This window comes from Acinetobacter sp. YH12112, from assembly GCF_013418945.1.
GTDB lineage: Bacteria > Pseudomonadota > Gammaproteobacteria > Pseudomonadales > Moraxellaceae > Acinetobacter > Acinetobacter indicus.
Window position 1 is genome coordinate 19,444 of sequence record NZ_VPBA01000004.1, and the last position, 17,501, is coordinate 36,944.

Annotated in this window: 12 protein-coding genes; 11 read left to right on the forward strand and 1 reads right to left on the reverse strand. The window is 46.6% G+C overall.

The window, feature by feature from the left end:
* Positions 1–142 precede the first annotated feature (142 nt).
* The 5 genes from FTU50_RS02320 to FTU50_RS02340 all read left to right on the forward strand — a co-directional run bounded on the left by FTU50_RS02320 (position 143) and on the right by FTU50_RS02340 (position 6,758).
* Positions 143–1,645, forward strand: a complete 1,503-nt coding sequence (locus FTU50_RS02320; protein ID WP_180046095.1) for an AAA family ATPase — start codon at positions 143–145, stop codon at positions 1,643–1,645.
* Positions 1,633–3,096: a VWA domain-containing protein gene (locus tag FTU50_RS02325; protein ID WP_180054295.1), complete on the forward strand. Its 1,464-nt coding sequence runs from the start codon at positions 1,633–1,635 to the stop codon at positions 3,094–3,096. The genes FTU50_RS02320 and FTU50_RS02325 overlap by 13 nt, the downstream gene beginning before the upstream one ends.
* A 209-nt stretch (positions 3,097–3,305) precedes the next feature.
* Positions 3,306–4,262, forward strand: a complete 957-nt coding sequence (locus FTU50_RS02330) for a metal-dependent hydrolase (RefSeq protein WP_180054297.1) — start codon at positions 3,306–3,308, stop codon at positions 4,260–4,262.
* Positions 4,263–4,277: 15 nt separating this feature from the next.
* Positions 4,278–5,129 (forward strand): SDR family oxidoreductase, encoded by an 852-nt coding sequence (locus tag FTU50_RS02335; RefSeq protein ID WP_171432076.1) that lies wholly within the window; start codon positions 4,278–4,280, stop codon positions 5,127–5,129.
* A gap of 9 nt (positions 5,130–5,138) precedes the next feature.
* Entirely contained in the window at positions 5,139–6,758 is a 1,620-nt protein-coding gene (locus FTU50_RS02340) for an NAD(P)/FAD-dependent oxidoreductase (protein ID WP_104500246.1), read from the forward strand.
* Between the two features lie 119 nt (positions 6,759–6,877).
* Here the strand turns inward: FTU50_RS02340 and gltA are convergent, their stop codons facing one another.
* Positions 6,878–8,152 (reverse strand): citrate synthase, encoded by a 1,275-nt coding sequence (gltA, locus tag FTU50_RS02345; RefSeq protein ID WP_005176240.1) that lies wholly within the window; start codon positions 8,150–8,152, stop codon positions 6,878–6,880.
* A 1,021-nt stretch (positions 8,153–9,173) separates the two neighbouring features.
* On the opposite strand from gltA, the gene sdhC reads away from it, so the two are divergent.
* The 6 genes from sdhC to odhB all read left to right on the forward strand — a co-directional run bounded on the left by sdhC (position 9,174) and on the right by odhB (position 17,442).
* Entirely contained in the window at positions 9,174–9,572 is a 399-nt protein-coding gene (gene sdhC, locus FTU50_RS02350; protein WP_005176242.1) for a succinate dehydrogenase, cytochrome b556 subunit, read from the forward strand.
* Positions 9,572–9,937: a succinate dehydrogenase, hydrophobic membrane anchor protein gene (gene sdhD, locus FTU50_RS02355; protein ID WP_005176252.1), complete on the forward strand. Its 366-nt coding sequence runs from the start codon at positions 9,572–9,574 to the stop codon at positions 9,935–9,937. The genes sdhC and sdhD overlap by 1 nt, the downstream gene beginning before the upstream one ends.
* A gap of 12 nt (positions 9,938–9,949) precedes the next feature.
* Positions 9,950–11,848 carry an FAD-binding protein gene (locus tag FTU50_RS02360; RefSeq protein ID WP_104470394.1) on the forward strand — a complete coding sequence of 633 codons (1,899 nt, stop codon included), beginning with the start codon at positions 9,950–9,952 and terminating at the stop codon, positions 11,846–11,848.
* 14 nt (positions 11,849–11,862) lie between these two features.
* Entirely contained in the window at positions 11,863–12,573 is a 711-nt protein-coding gene (locus FTU50_RS02365) for a succinate dehydrogenase iron-sulfur subunit (RefSeq protein ID WP_005176256.1), read from the forward strand.
* Between the two features lie 818 nt (positions 12,574–13,391).
* Positions 13,392–16,217 carry a 2-oxoglutarate dehydrogenase E1 component gene (locus tag FTU50_RS02370; RefSeq protein ID WP_005176258.1) on the forward strand — a complete coding sequence of 942 codons (2,826 nt, stop codon included), beginning with the start codon at positions 13,392–13,394 and terminating at the stop codon, positions 16,215–16,217.
* A 16-nt stretch (positions 16,218–16,233) separates the two neighbouring features.
* Entirely contained in the window at positions 16,234–17,442 is a 1,209-nt protein-coding gene (gene odhB / locus FTU50_RS02375; protein WP_075167202.1) for a 2-oxoglutarate dehydrogenase complex dihydrolipoyllysine-residue succinyltransferase, read from the forward strand.
* Positions 17,443–17,501 lie beyond the last annotated feature (59 nt).

Here is a 17,501-nt window from a genome sequence, read left to right on the forward strand (position 1 = left end):
GGTCGGGCCATTCAATTTTCCCAGTTATAACAAAACTGGCAGGCAGATATGTAGCAAAAATTTCATCTGCGGTGGCTTGCCGGTTTTTCTTCATTTCCGCAAACCGTTACAATGCAGTTTTTCGCGCAGGTTCAGGTATTCGATGAAAGCACGTATTCATACACTTATTTCGCAAATGTCCCAGCAGATGTATGAACGTGAACAGGTGATCGCACAAACCTTGCTGGCCGCTGTGGCCGGCAGTCATACCTTTTTATACGGCTTGCCGGGCACGGCCAAAAGCCTGATTTCCAGACGGGTTGCAGCCGCTTTTGAGGTCTATGCCTATTTTGAATATTTGATGAACCGCTTTAGTACCCCGGAAGAAATTTTTGGCCCGGTGTCAATTAAAGCCTTAAAAGAAGATCACTATATCCGTAAAACCGAGCATTATCTGCCCTGTGCCGATTTTGCTTTTCTGGATGAAATCTGGAAGGCCAGCCCGGCCATTTTAAATACCTTGCTGACTTTGGTGAATGAAAAAGTCTTTAAAAATGGCGAGCAGCTGCAGCAGGTGCCCTTAAGTGTGCTGATTGGTGCATCCAATGAAATTCCTGAACCGAATCAGGGACTGGATGCGCTGTATGACCGTTTTATTTTGCGTCTGGTGGTCGAACCCATTCAGCAGGCCGGCAATTTTCATCAGCTGCTACAAGCCAAACCGGGCAGTGCTCATTTGCAGATGGATGAACCGCTTAAAATTACCCAGGCCGAACTGGCCGAATGGCGCGAACAGATTCATGAAATTGAGCTGCCGGCTTTGGTATTCCAGGTGATTGATCTGATTCGCCAGTATTTACAGCAGCATGTCGATGGCCTGTCGGTCTATATTTCCGACCGGCGCTGGCAACGTGTGGCTTATCTGCTTAAAGCTGCGGCATTTTTAAATGGCCGCTCACAGGTCTTGGTCAGTGATTTGTATCTCTTGAAATCCTGCCTGTGGAATCAGCTGGAAGATATTCCGGAGATGCACAAGCTGATTGATCAGGCCATTCTGGAGATAGGCTTGCACGCCGATTTGCAATTGGAGTCACTAATTCAGCGCAAAGACGAGCTGGAACAGCAGATGCTGAACGCCTTTTACTATACCGATGATGTCTATGAAAGCTATCTGATTCAGGACAAGGAATACTTAAGAGCAGTGACTCACCTGGATCATCATTATCAGGATAAAGTGCTGTATCTGTTATTAAATAAAATGGACAGCAAACAGGATTTCTTTGCTGTGGATGCTTCCGGTGAGGAAATTCGCGGCATCGTGTGTAACTTTAATGGCGGCCGGGTCTGTACCTTAAAAGGCGGCTATTATGGGCTGGAAGAAGTGGTCACACCGTATATTAAATACCCGAAAGGCAGCGCACGCCGTGTCATTGATGAAAAGTTGGTGCAGCAGTTGCGGGGAGAGCTTGCCCAGCTACAAAATGCACTGAGCGAAGATTTAGCCCTGTTACAGCAGCGTTTTGATGCCCAGTCAGCACATTTTGCTTCAGTCTTTGTTGCCGCCGCCGACAGTGCCCAGTTACAACAGCATGTGCAGCAGCAGTTACAGCGCTATCAGTTGCAACTGCAAGACTGCGCGCGGCTGGAACAGCTATGTCAAGGCTAGACCTGCAGCAGCATCAGCGTCAGCATACAGCGTTAGAGCAGTTGACCGGACAGCTGTATCAGGAGCTGGCCGATTCCTCCTTAAAACACTGGCTGGATGATCAGAAAGTCAGTCAGCATCTGGATGATAAAGTCCGGGCCTGGGCCTATCAGGCCAAATCCAGTCTCGATCAGCAGCATCCTTATAGGGAAGTGCAGCAGCAACTGGAACACTGGCTGGCGCAGCCCTCCATCAATAGCGCCGAGTTTCAGCAGATGCAGGTGCAATATCAGGATTTTCAGGCTCAGCTGGGGCTGCCTGATTTAAGCCCGTTTTGGACTCAAAGCGCTACTTTCTCTGCCGGACAGCGCGAGCTACAGGCACAGTTATTAACAGAAAAATGGCAACGTAAACTGACCGAAGCCATTGCTCATTGGGAATTTGAGCAGCTGGCCTTGCAGCGGGATGCTTTTCTGGATGAGATTCGCGATTTTCTTAGCCAGATGCAGCGACTGGCCAAATACAAAGATGCCACCGGCATCGAAACCGGTATTTTTATTGACTATTCCAGAGGCCAGTTACAACCACAGGATATCCAGCAGTTTGAGCAATGGGCCAGCTATCTGCAGGAGGATCGTGAGCTGCAAGCCTTGTGCCAGAAAATCGGTTCTGCCCAGCCTGCACATTATCCGCGCCAGGCCGTGCAGCAGCATCGGCCAGAGCAGGAGCTGGAATTGCTGGAGCAGCACTGGCATGAAGAAATTACCGGTATTCAGCTGGCGCAGGATTTGAATCTGGCGCTGCCGAGCGAGCTGGCCTTACTGGCCGATCCCGATCTGGCGCTTTTATTTGACCTGAAATATCTGGAATCTAACCTGATGAGCTTTAACCTGCAAGGTCAGCACAGCAGTCGGGTAATTCAGGATCAAACAGTACGGCACAAGCGTCTGGGGCAAAAAGGCCCGATGATTTTGTGTCTGGACACCAGCGGTTCCATGCACGGCCAGCCGGAGCTGATTGCCAAAGCCATGAGTCTGTATCTGGCAATTCAGGCCATGAAAGCCAAACGCCCGATGTATTTAATTAACTTCTCGACCCAGCTGACCAGCCTGAATTTACTCGAAGGCTATTCGCTGGATGATCTGATTCACTTTCTTAGCCAGTCTTTTCATGGCGGCACCGATGTTATTCCCGCCATCGAACATGCCCTGTCGATGCTGGCCCAGCCAAATTTTCACAATGCCGATGTGCTGGTGGTGTCCGATTTCATCATGGGGCAGTTACCGACAGAACTGATGGCCCAAGTCGAGCAGCAGAAACAGCAGGGCACCGGTTTTTATGCGGTAGCGATTGGTAACTTCCGTTTTGAACATCTGAATCAGGGCCTGTTCGATCATCAGTGGATTTATCAGTCCAAAGAACGCAAAGTGCGTTATCTGCCCAGTAGTCGCAGTGACAGAGTGCCCGAATAGGCGCTGACCTCAATTGACAAGGAAATGAGCTCTGCGGAAAAAAGTGTGAGCAAATTGTCAGACAATATTTTTTAAAGTCACGATTTGCCAATTTTATGACGATTTTGGTAACTGGTTTCAATGCAGGGCTGGCTTAGTTTTGGTCTCATTCAGGTCGATGACCACGGTGTCTTGACCTGGCTCAAATGGACAAAACAAAGAGAATAGCCATGCAGATTGCTCAGTTTTTACCTCAGCCTGTTCGCCATTTTTTCAGCGCGACACCTTTTGATGCCGAGAAACAGTCGGCTGCCCTCCCAATCCGGCATATGAAATTCGACTTTAAGGCCGAAGAAATAGATCCCAAATTTTACTTGAATGCCGAACTGGCCAGTGCCTATTTTGCCTCGCTGTCGATTTTCCTGACCTATGGCGAAGATCTGGTGATTGACACCGCGCGTTATCATCGTGAGCTGTTAAATGATCCCGTGCTAAAACAGCGGGTCACCTCCCTAATTGGCCAGGAGGCGCTACATTCCAGATTGCATGAAGAGCTGAATGATGCCTTTCGGGATGCCGATCTGCCGGTTGAGCTGTTCCGTTCCTGGGCCAGATTTGTCTTTGATCACGGCTTTAACCGTTTGCCACAGCCGATGAAACTGTCGCTGATGGCTGGCATTGAACATTTCACCGCGGTGCTGGCCGAGTACATGATGAATCATGAGGAAATTTTCTTCCAGTCGCATGATGAAAAGCAGCGTGCCATCTGGATGTGGCACATGCTGGAAGAATCGGAACACAAAGACATTGCCTATGATGTGTTCCAGTCTTTATCCAACAGTTATGGCTTGCGCATTGCCGGTTTCTTCCCGGCGCTCATCACCATCCTGGTGCTGATTTCCATTGCCTCGCTGCTGGTGCCGTTTTATCGCAAACCGTCTAATCTGCTTAGCCTGAGTTACTGGAAAGACCTGCCGCGTAGCATCAAGCTGATTTTTGGTCTGCAAGATGGCGTGTATGGCAGTAGCTGGGCGTATATTCTGGATTATCTGCGTCCCGGTTTTCATCCGAATGACCATGATACTTCGGCCTTTTTAGCCTATTACAAGGAACGTTTGCTGCATCCGGAAAGCGGGGTGTTAACGCCGTATTTCGTCAAGGAATTTACCCCGGCGCTCAAAGTGTAAGGATGAAGAAGAATGATGGGATTATTTGCAAAAAAAGTGCGACTGAGCCAGCAGGCCTATGCGGTGGTGACCGGTGCAGGTAGTGGGATTGGACGCAGTTTTGCGCTGGAACTGGCCAGGCGTGGTGGCAGCGTGATCTGTGCCGATATCAATCTGGCGGCGGCTCAAGCAACCGCCAAGCAGATTGAACACCAGTTTGCGACTGCGGTCTTTGCGTTGCAATGTGATGTGGGTGTGGCCGAGCAGGTGCAGCAACTGGCTGAACAGTCTGAACAGCTGTTGGGCCATCCGGTGACTTTGCTGATCAATAATGCCGGTGTGGGGCTGGGTGGCAAGTTTGATGAAGTCAGCCTGGCCGACTGGCAATGGTGTATGCAGGTCAACTTATGGGGCGTGATCCACGGTTGTCATTATTTCGTACCGAAACTGAAACAGCAGGGTGGTGGTGCGATTATTAATGTCGCTTCGGCTGCTGGTTATACCGCAGCGCCGGAAATGACCGCCTATAACGTCAGCAAGTCCAGCGTACTGGCCTTGTCTGAAACCCTGTCTGCCGAGTTACGTGGCGCCAATATTCGCATCAATGTGTTATGCCCAACGCTGGTGCCGACCAATATCATGAAAAATGGCCGTTTGCCTGCGCATTATTCTGGGCTAGCAGATCATTTGCTGACTCATCATGCCTTTGTCAGCTGTGAGCAGGTGGTAGCGCAGACTTTAAACAATTTAGACCGGGGCGAGCTGTATACCATTCCACAGCCAGACGCCAAACTGTTCTGGTGGTTCAAGCGTGCCGCGCCGCGTTTATATACCAAGCTGCTGGGTGTGGGTTATCCACTGTTCAATAAATATGTACAAAAATCCTGAGTAGCAAAAATGAAACAAGATGATCAAGTCACGTCGCAAGCAGTCACCGAGCCGGCCGAGCCTGTGCTCAAAAAGCCCAGTCGAAAAGCCAAAAGTGTCAGTGCAGCATCAGCAAGGGCAGGGGCCAATCAGCCAAATTCTCAAACAGTCGAGCAGCGCAGTAGATCGACCGCTGTACCAAGCCGGGTCTATGACACCATTATTATTGGGGCGGGTATTTCCGGTCTGGCAGCGGCCTATAAACTGAATCAGGCCGGTTATCAGGATTATCTGGTGCTGGAAAAAGCCGGCCGGGTAGGTGGCACCTGGCGGGACAACACCTATCCGGGTTGTGGTTGTGATGTGCCCTCGGCCTTATATTCTTTTTCTTTTGCACCGAGTCATGGCTGGAGTCATTTATTTGCCAAGCAGCCGGAAATCCTGAATTATCTGGAAGATGTGGCGACCCGTTTTCAGCTATATGCCAAGATTGAATTTCATAATGAACTGCAAGATGCACGCTGGAATGAGACTGAACAGATGTGGGAGCTCAACACCAGCAAAGGGCGATATCGGGCCAGAACCGTGATTTTCTCCCCCGGCCCGATTACCGAGCCGCAACTGCCGAAAATAAAAGGCATCGACAGTTTTAAGGGCGAAATGTTCCATTCGGCACGCTGGAACCATGCCTATGACCTGTGTGGTAAACGCATTGCGGTGATTGGTACCGGTGCCTCGGCTATTCAGTTTATTCCACAAATTCAGCCTCTGGCCAAAGAGTTATATATTTTCCAGCGTACAGCGCCGTGGGTCCTGCCAAAGCCTGATCTGCCGCTGAATCAGGTGATGAAAAGTACGCTGGCCAAGTTTCCGGTCATTCAGCAGCGTTGGCGCGGCGCGGTATCACAATCTTTGAATCTGATTAATTTTGGCCTGCGCCATCCACCTTTGTTGGAGCCCGTCAATGTACTCAGCCGGCAGCTGTTAAAATTACAGGTCAAAGATCCGGCTTTACGTCAGGCGGTTACCCCCAATTTCTCGGTTGGCTGTAAGCGTTTACTGTTTGCCAATGATTATTATCCGGCCTTGCAGGCCCCGAATAGCACTTTAATTCCGCATGGCTTGGTGGAAATTGAAGGCAATACGGTGATTTCCGCCAATGGTGACCGGCATGAGGTCGATGTGATTATCTGGGGAACGGGCTTTGAGGTGTCACATCCACCGATTGGTCGCCGTGTGCAGAATGCCCAAGGCCAACGACTTTCCGAGCTGTGGCAGAGCAGTTCACCCGAAGCCTTTTTGGGCACCAGTATCCAGCATTTACCCAATGCCTTTTTGGTGCTCGGGCCGAATATTCTGGTCTATGATTCCTTTATTGGCATTGCCGAAGCGCAACTGGACTATATTGTCAGTGGTTTATTGCAAATGAAAGCCAAGGGCTTAAAGCGCATTGAAATCAAGCCGGATGTGCTGAAATACCACAATGCCAAAGTACAGACTCATGTGCAGAAAACTGTGTTTAACCGTGGCGGCTGTCAAAGTTATTATCTGGACCAGAATGGTCGCAACTTTGCCGCCTGGCCGTGGTCACTGGCCGAGTTAAAGCGACGTTTACAGCGCCTAGATCTGGAGCATTATCAGGTAGCTTAACGTACTTTTGCGCTGAATATTGGCGTTGCCTCGGTCTGGTCGAAACGCGCATTTAGTTTGAATGTCCATAAAAAAACCACCCAAACGGGTGGTTTTTTCGTCGTTGAACGCGAACCGGATTAACGGTTGATGTCGCGTTGAACTTCGCCAGTGTAAAGCTGACGAGGACGACCGATCTTGTAAGGACCGCTGTGCATTTCTAACCAGTGGCTGATCCAACCAACTGTACGTGCAAGCGCGAAGATCACAGTAAACATTTCTGTCGGAATACCAATCGCTTTCAGGATGATACCAGAGTAGAAGTCTACGTTTGGATACAGGTTACGCTTGATGAAGTATTCGTCAGAAAGCGCGATACGCTCAAGTTCCATTGCTAACGCTAATTGTGGATCGTTGATACCTAATGCACCAAGAACTTCGTCGCAAGTCTCTTTCATTACTTTCGCGCGTGGGTCGAAGTTTTTGTAAACACGGTGACCGAAGCCCATCAGTTTAACTTCTTTAGTCTTCACTTTTTCCATGAAGCCAGCAACGTTTTCTACAGTGCCGATTTCATCCAGCATCTTAAGAACTGCTTCGTTCGCACCACCGTGCGCAGGACCCCAAAGTGCAGAGATACCCGCAGCGATACAAGCATAAGGGTTAGCACCGGTAGAACCCGCTAAACGTACTGTAGACGTAGACGCGTTTTGCTCGTGGTCAGCGTGAAGAGTGAAGATACGGTCCATTGCTTTGGCAAGAATCGGGTTCACTTTGTAGTCACGGTCTGCAGGCGTAGCAAACATCATGTACAGGAAGTTTTCAGCGTAGCTTAAGTCGTTACGTGGGTAAACGAATGGTTGACCCACAGTGTACTTGTAGCTCCAAGCCGCTAAAGTAGGAATCTTCGCGATTAAACGGATCGCAGTGATTTCACGGTGGTTAACATCTTCGATGTCCAGGTTGTTGTGATAGAACGCAGATAATGCACCCACAACACCAACCATGATCGCCATAGGATGCGCATCACGACGGAAACCGTTATAGAAGCGGCTAACTTGGTCGTGAACCATGGTGTGGTTACGAACTTTCGCGTCAAATTCTTCTTTTTGCTCAGCTGTTGGAAGCTCGCCGTTTAATAACAGGTAGCAAGTTTCCAGGTAATCAGCTTTAGTCGCCAATTGATCAATCGGGTAACCGCGGTGTAACAGAACACCTTTGTTACCGTCAATGAATGTGATCTTAGATTCACAAGAAGCTGTCGCCATAAAACCAGGATCAAAAGTAAAGTGACCTGCAGCCAACACATCCTTAACGTCAATTACATCTGGGCCCAATGTGCCGCTGTAAATTGGTAATTCAATTTCTTTGCCATCAAGCTGTAAAACGGCTTTCTTGCCAGTTGCTTCAGACATTCAATAGATCTCCTGTCCTGGTGAATGTTGATCTGACTCGTAGTATCAATCTTTTAATGCGCGAATCAGACGGATCGAAAATTTGCTATAAGATTAGTGTGTACTGAAATTTTGTCAATTATACTTATGGATAAAAAGTGACGCTGACACAGCAGCTTAGTCAAAAAATATTCGTATGAAAAACTGAGTAAAATCACAGCACCGACGCGCTATAATAAGTCAAATTCCCGGACAGGTGCAGAAAAAAATAATAGGAATGCTTTAATTGTAAGCAATTTTTTAGCGTTAAAAGCTCTTGAAAAGCCAGGCTGCTGGAATTTTAAGCTTTCCGAAATGTATCTGTTTTTCATAACTTAGCTGGGCTTTGCCGGTTCTGCTGCTGCTTTGTTATTCATAAATAAAAGCGCTAAGTCTGTCATTTTTTTAGGTTTAACTGGTTAAAAAATAGCTGATTAAATCAGCCATTCAGCCAGTTAACTTGTTCTGATGCGCTGAAATTGCAAGTAAAGGCAGAACAATCTATCGGCATTTTTTTAAAAGCGAAGACCAAATGTCAGCCTGAAGCGGGAAGCACGGGCAGGGCGCTGAAAATATTTCATGTTGTTTTCCTGATAGCGAATATTCAAGGAAAAAATATTCAGGCACCCAAAGATAAAGTGAAAAGATTCAACAATATAGTGCCTAGACATTTACTGTGCTGCTTTAGTCTAAATATTTCAGTCCGGTGAAAATTGCAATTATAGCTAAAACCAATAGCAGAAATATAAAATAAATTAATAAAAAACAGTGAGATGATGCCTTAACGGTGTATCTGGTTAATGTGTTTCACAAATTACCTATTTGTTAATGATTCTTATTTAAGGATTTTTTGTTCAAAAAGCCCGGTGCGGTTGTTTGTATTTTAATAGTTGACGTTTTATAATTCAGTGTCGTTTTGAATATAGGCATTCGAATGCCTAGCAATGCCAGCTTTCCTTCGAATTAATTCCAACAAACTCCGGATGGAGTTTTTACTTACAGGATGCCCGCTGTGAAAAGCAACAGACCTGTCAATTTGTCCATGGGTCAAGTTTTATCAGTAAACTTAAAATCACCTGTGGCTATTGCATCAATTTTACACCGTCTTTCAGGTGTCATCGTATTTTTACTCGTACCGGTACTTCTTTGGTTATTAGACAAGTCTTTGTCTTCGCCAGAAGGTTTTGCAGAAGTACAGGAAATCTTTAACGGTTTCTTTGTCCGCTTTATCGTATGGGTATTTGTAGCCGGATTAATCTATCACTTCATCGCTGGTGTCAAGCATTTACTTGCTGACCTTGGTGTTGCAGAGGAACTGCAAAGTGGTCGTGTTGCAGCTACTATCGCATTAGTCTTGTCTGCGATTGGTATTCTCGCAGCCTTTGTATGGATTGTTCTCTAATGAAAAGTGCTACAGGTTTAACGGGTTCAGGTTCTCGCGACTGGTTTATCCAACGCGTAAGTGCTGTTGTTCTTGCTGTTTATACCGTTGTGGTATTTGGTTGGATTCTGCTGAATGGCGGATTTAACTTTGAACAGTGGTACGGCTTTATGATGACATTACCAATGAAGATTTTATCTTTATTGGCAGTCTTATCTCTTGTTGCACACGCATGGATTGGTATGTGGCAGGTATTCACAGATTACGTGACTACTCGTCAGATGGGTCCTTCAGCTTCAGGTTTACGCCTAGTGCTGACTTCAGCAGTGATTATTGCTGTTTTTGCATATGCAATCTGGGCAATCCAGATTTTCTGGGCGAATTGATAGGAAGATATCATGGGCGCGATTAACCCTAAAGAAGATTATTCAAACATTCCACACCAATTTTTTGACGCAGTCATCGTTGGTGGTGGTGGTTCAGGTATGCGTGCATCTTACCAACTTGCTCAAGCGGGTTTGAAAGTTGCGGTACTGACCAAAGTATTCCCAACACGTTCGCACACGGTTGCGGCGCAAGGTGGTATTGGTGCATCTCTTGGTAACATGCAAGAAGATAACTGGCACTACCACTTCTATGACACAGTTAAAGGTTCTGACTGGTTAGGCGACCAAGACGCGATCGAATTCATGACGCGTGAAGCGCCACAAGTGGTTTATGAATTAGAACACTTGGGTATGCCATTTGACCGTAACGCAGACGGTACAATTTACCAGCGTCCATTCGGTGGTCACTCTGCAAACTACGGTGAAAAAGCTGTGCCACGTGCATGTGCTGCTGCTGACCGTACAGGCCACGCGCTGCTTCACACGCTTTATCAAAGCAACGTGAAAATGGGGACTCAATTCTTCGTTGAATGGATTGCACTTGACTTAATTCGTAACGAAGCAGGCGACGTACTGGGTGTAACTGCAATTGACCAGGAAACGGGTAAAATTGCGGTATTCCAAGCCAAAGCGACGCTATTCGCTACTGGTGGTGCAGGTCGTGTTTACCGTGCATCTACTAACGCGTATATCAACACGGGTGACGGTCTTGGTATGGCTGCTCGTGCAGGTATTCCATTACAGGATATGGAATTCTGGCAATTCCACCCAACAGGTGTTGCGGGCGCAGGCGTATTGTTAACGGAAGGCTGTCGTGGTGAGGGTGGTATCCTTCGTAACGCTTCTGGCGAACCGTTCATGGAACGTTATGCTCCAACTTTAAAAGACTTGGCGCCACGTGACTTCGTATCACGTTCTATGGACCAGGAAATTAAAGAAGGCCGTGGTTGTGGTCCGAACAAAGACTACATCTTGCTGGATATGACGCACCTGGGTGCTGACACGATCATGAAACGTCTGCCATCTGTATTCGAGATTGGCAAGAAATTCGCGAACGTTGACTGTACCAAAGAGCCAATTCCGGTTGTACCAACAATCCATTACCAAATGGGTGGTATTCCGACCAACATTCATGGTCAGGTTGTTGTTCCAGAATCTCGTGAAACGACTCCACTGGTTGCCAACTACGACAAAGACACTGACACATATTCTACAAATGCGGAAGGTCGTGACTTTGCGAAACCAGTAAAAGGTTTCTATGCAATTGGTGAATGTTCATGTGTATCTGTACACGGTGCAAACCGTTTAGGTACTAACTCACTGCTTGACCTGGTGGTATTTGGTAAAGCGGCTGGTCAACATATCATTGAGTATGTAACTAAACAGCACGATGGCGAGTACGAACCACTACCTACAACTGTACTTGAAAACACGCTGAACCGTATTCGTAAACTTGACGAATCAACCTCAGGTGAAAACGCTCAAGAAGTTGCGGATGCAATTCGTAACATCGTTCAGGATCACGCAGGTGTATTCCGTACTTCAGCATTGCTTGAAGAAGGTGTGAAACAGATTCTTGCGCTTGAACCACGTGTTCGCAATATTCACCTGAAAGACAAATCTAAAGTCTTCAACACTGCACGTGTAGAAGCATTAGAAGTTGAAAACCTATACGAAGTCGCAAAAGCAACCTTGATTTCTGCTGCTGCGCGTAAAGAGTGTCGTGGTGCGCACACTGTTGTAGACTTTGAATTACCACCAGATCACCCGACTTATTCTTATGGTCGTCGTGATGATGAGTGGATGAAGCACACTCTGTGGTTCTCTGCAGACAACCGTCTTGAGTACAAACCAGTACGTTACAAGCCGCTTTCTGTTGCAGCTATTCCACCTAAACCACGTACATTCTAATCAGGAGAAACAAGATGAGTAGAGGTACTCGTACATTTCATATCTACCGCTATGATCCTGATAAGGATAAAGCACCGTACATGCAAACATTCAAGCTGGAATTGACTGATAAGCATCGTATGTTGCTTGACGCACTTTTGGCGTTGAAAGTACAAGACGAAACTTTAACGTTCCGTCGTTCTTGCCGCGAAGGTATTTGTGGTTCTGATGGTGTAAACATCAATGGTAAAAACGGTTTGGCGTGTCTTTGGAACCTGAACGATTTACCAAATGAAATCACCATTCGTCCATTACCAGGTCTGCCAGTGATCAAAGACCTGGTTGTTGATATGAATCAGTTCTACGACCAGTACAACAAGATTCAGCCATTCTTGATCAACAACCAGCCTGCGCCACCAAAAGAGCGTTTACAGTCTCAGGAAGACCGTGAGCACCTGGATGGCCTGTATGAATGTATTTTATGTGCATGCTGTTCAACTTCATGCCCATCATTCTGGTGGAACCCGGACAAATTCCTGGGTCCTTCAGCGCTGTTGAATGCTTACCGCTTCATCATCGATTCACGTGATACTGCAACTCAAGAGCGTCTGGCGCGTCTTGACGACCCGTTCTCGCTGTTCCGTTGTAAAGGTATCATGAACTGTGTGTCAGTTTGTCCGAAAGGTCTGAACCCAACCAAAGCAATCGGTCACATCCGTAACATGCTTCTGGATACTGCGGGTTAATCTGAACGCCAGTTTGGTGAACTCAAAAAAGCACATCTCCGGATGTGCTTTTTTTTATGCTGCTTTATTGAACACTTGAGTGGGGCTGGTCTGATGAGATGCATTGCTGCATATAAACTGGGTATGAAAAGTGCAGGTGAATAGTTTTAAATCAATCCTCTACAAAAGTGTAATAGAGTGATGGTATTTTGTTTTAATACGCCCAGAAATGGGGCATGGGACTGCAAAAAGTGGTGCAAGATGTTATTATATAACGCAAGTTGAAGAGGGCAGATTGAAAGATGTGCTCTCTTTTGTTTTATGGAATAAAGAAGCCGTTGGACTTTGGTCTTAATTGCTTCTAATTATTAAATAAAGCACCATATGTTAGAGCAAAATATGTTTCTTGTATTTCGCCAATTTATAGGAGGTATACGTCAAAAAAATCAATTGAGAGTTGGAGATCATGTTACGATTAATAAACTTCTATATTTAAAAATTGAGGTTGAATTTATGTACATTTTTTCAACATTTAAAGAGATGTAGAAAGCCAGAAATTAGAGTAAACCTATTTAGAAAAGCTAATTTGCCGAATTAATTTTTCTAAGTCGATTTGCAAAAAAATTGCTCGGTTTTGGCCGAGTATAAAATGAGTGATGATGCCAATCAGGGCGTTATGATTCATTATTCACATTGGGTAGTCCTAATGTAGTGATAACGCCTCATGACAGTTGTCGAATGGGGACGAATGTCATGTTACCAATTTGACATTATCAATCATGGGTTTTGCTTAAAAAGCATCCTGAAAAATGTTTTTGCAATAGGAAATGGGTCCACAAATGCAAGAAGTTGCTGACGCTCTGCGTCTTGACACTGAACTTTCCGCTGATAGTGCAGCGTATATTGAAGAACTTTATGAGCAGTATTTAACGTCTCCAGAGTCAGTTGGTGAAGACTGGAGAGTGTACTTCGATAAATTCCCAAAAGGTGATCAACCTCATAGCAATGTACGTGAGCAATTCCTTTTATTGGGTCGCAACTCAAATCGTATTCAGTCTGTGGCTCAAAGCGCGGTAAGCTCTGAGCATGAACGTCGTCAAATTGGCGTCCTGCAACTGATCGCAGCGTATCGTAATCGTGGTCACCAAAAAGCAAAATTAGATCCACTAGGTTTGGCAAAACGCGAAGAAGTGCCAGATCTTGATCTTGCTGCGCACGGTTTAACCAAATCTGATTTAGATACGGTATTCAACACAGGCAACCTGGCGATTGGTAAAACAGATACCACGCTGGGCGAAATGGTTGAAGCGATGGAAGCAACTTACTGCGGTTCAATTGGTGCAGAGTACATGCACATTGTTGACACCAAAGAGAAACGCTGGATTCAACAGCGTCTTGAAAGTGCCCGTGGTCAGTATGGCTTCAATGCAGAACAGAAAAAACACTTCCTTGAGCGTTTAACTGCCGCTGAAGGTCTGGAAAAATATTTAGGTAATAAATACGTTGGTGCAAAACGCTTTGGTGTGGAAGGTGGTGAATCTTTCATTCCAATGGTTAACGAACTAATTCAACGTGCCGGTGCGGTTGGTTGTAAAGAAGTCGTGATTGGTATGCCACACCGTGGCCGTCTGAACTTGCTGGTTAACATCATGGGTAAAAACCCGGCTGACCTGTTTGGCGAGTTCGAAGGTAAATCTTTACACAAGAAAGGTTCGGGTGACGTTAAGTACCACCAAGGTTTCTCATCTAACGTAATGACCCCAGGTGGCGAAGTTCACTTGGCATTGGCGTTTAACCCGTCGCACCTTGAAATTGTTGGACCTGTGGTTGAAGGTTCGGTACGTGCCCGTCAAGTACGTCGTAAAGACATTGGTGGCGATGACGTGTTGCCATTAATCGTACACGGTGATGCTGCATTTGCAGGTCAGGGCGTGAACCAGGAAACTTTCCAGATGTCACAAACACGCGGTTATACCGTGGGTGGTACTGTGCACATCGTAATTAACAACCAGGTTGGTTTCACTACCTCTGATCCACGTGATGCGCGTTCTACAGAATACTGTACCGACATCGCGAAAATGGTTCAGGCGCCAGTATTCCACGTGAATGGTGATGATCCTGAAGCGGTAATCTTCGTAACGCAATTGGCACACGACTTCCGTCATACTTTCCGTAAAGACGTAGTGATTGACCTGTTCTGTTACCGTCGTCGTGGTCACAACGAAGCGGATGAGCCATCTGCAACCCAGCCACTGATGTATCAGGTGATCAACAAGAAAGCCACTACACGTACTTTGTATGCAGACCAACTGGTACAACAGGGCGTATTAGATCGCGCTGCTGCAGACCAAATGGTTGAAGACTACCGTGCCGATCTTGAAGCAGGTAATCACGTTGCCAATGCGCTGGTTCTTGAACCGAACAAGAAAATGTTTGTGGACTGGACGCCGTACCTGGGCCATGAATACACTGACGAATGGGATACCACTTTCCCGGCTGAGCGCTTAAAAGAGCTTGGTGAAGGCATGCGTAAACTTCCAGAAGGTTTCGTGATGCAGCGTCAGGTGTCTAAAGTGATTGACGAACGTCTGAAAATGCAGACCGGCGAAATGCCGCTGAACTGGGGTGCTGCTGAAACTCTAGCCTATGCAACACTGCTAGATCAGGGTTACCTGGTACGTATTACTGGTGAAGACGTAGGTCGTGGTACCTTCTCGCACCGTCATGCCAAACTGCATAACCAGGTTGATGGCGAAACTTATATTCCATTGTGCCATGTGAAAGAAAACCAGCCGCGTTTTGCTTTATATGACTCGCTATTGTCTGAAATGGCGGTACTGGCATTTGAATATGGTTATGCGACCACGATTCCACACGGTCTGATCATTTGGGAAGCACAATTTGGTGACTTCGCTAACTGTGCGCAAGTGGTGATTGACCAGTTCATCGCCTCTGGTGAAACCAAGTGGGAACGTGTATGTGGTTTAACCATGTTGCTGCCACACGGCTTTGAAGGTCAAGGTCCGGAACACTCATCTGCACGTTTAGAACGTTTCTTACAGCTGTGTGCTGAAGACAACATGCAAGTGATTACCCCGACTACACCAGCACAGATTTTCCACGCTTTACGTCGTCAGGCAATTCGTCCAATCCGTAAGCCAATGATTGTGATGTCACCGAAATCATTGCTGCGTCACAAGCTGGCAACTTCATCTCTTGATGAGCTGGCAACTGGTACCTTCCAGACCGTGATTGACGAAATCGACAGCAACATCAACAAGGCCGACGTGACCCGTCTGGTACTTTGTGGTGGTAAAGTGTATTACGACCTGCTTGAAAAACGTCGTGAAAAAGAATTGAACAACACGGCAATTGTTCGTATTGAACAGTTGTATCCATACCCAGAACAACGCATTGCGGAAATTCTTGAAGCTTATCCAAACGTGAAAGAACTGGTTTGGACTCAGGAAGAACCGAAGAACCAAGGTGCTTGGTTGTTCATCGCGCCGCGTCTATATGATGACGTGATGAAAGCTGGTAAACAGGTTCGTATCAGCTTTGCTGGTCGTGAGGCTTCTGCCGCTCCAGCGTGTGGTTCACCATATTTGCATGCAAAACAACAAGCTCAGCTCATTAATGACGCGCTTGCGATCGTAGCTGAATAACAGGAGATTCGAAGTAATGGCAACCGAAATTAAAGCACCGGTATTTCCAGAGTCAGTTGCAGATGGAACAATCGCGACTTGGCACAAACAACCAGGTGAAGCAGTATCACGTGATGAAGTGATCTGTGACATTGAAACAGACAAAGTTGTTCTGGAAGTTGTAGCTCCTGCAGACGGTACGATTGCTCAAATCATTAAAAATGAAGGCGATACTGTACTTTCAAACGAAGTGATTGCACAGTTTGAAGAAGGTGCTGTATCTGGCGCTGCGCAAACTCAAGCAGTTCAGTCTGAAGAGAAAGTTGAACAGGCCGCTGAGAAAACTGAAGCAGGTGCAGCACCTGTAGTTGAGCGTGCTCAACCAGTTGCGGACCAGGCACCAGCAGTGCGTAAAGCATTGACTGAAACAGGTATCAACGCTGCTGACGTACAAGGTACAGGCCGTGGCGGTCGCATCACCAAAGAAGATGTGGCAAACCACCAGGCGAAACCAGCGGCTGCGCCTTTAACTGCAGCAGTAGGCGAGCGTATCGAGAAACGTGTTCCTATGACGCGTTTACGTAAGCGTGTAGCTGAACGTTTACTTGCAGCGACTCAAGAAACTGCAATGTTGACGACGTTCAACGAAGTGAACATGAAACCAATCATGGAAATGCGTAAGCAATATAAAGACGCATTTGAAAAACGCCACGGTGCGCGTCTTGGCTTCATGTCATTCTTCGTAAAAGCTGCGACTGAAGCGCTAAAACGTTACCCAGCAGTCAACGCATCAATTGATGGCGACGATATCGTTTATCACGGTTACTATGACATCGGTGTAGCTGTATCTTCTGACCGTGGTCTGGTGGTTCCTGTATTACGTGATACAGACCGTATGAACTACGCTGAAGTTGAATCTGGCATTGGTGCTTATGCTGCGAAAGCGCGTGAAGGCAAACTTGCGATTGAAGACATGACTGGCGGTACATTCACCATTACTAACGGTGGTACTTTCGGTTCACTGCTGTCTACGCCAATTCTGAATACACCACAAACTGCTATTCTGGGTATGCACAAAATCCAGGAACGTCCTATGGCAGTCAATGGTCAGGTTGAAATCTTGCCAATGATGTATTTAGCGCTGTCTTATGACCACCGTTTAATCGATGGTAAAGAAGCGGTAGGTTTCCTTGTAACAATCAAAGAATTGTTAGAAGAGCCAGCTAAACTTATCCTTGACTTATAATTTATTAATTAAAAATCTCTCCTAACCCCTCTAAAAAAGAGGGGAAAGGTTCCCCCTTG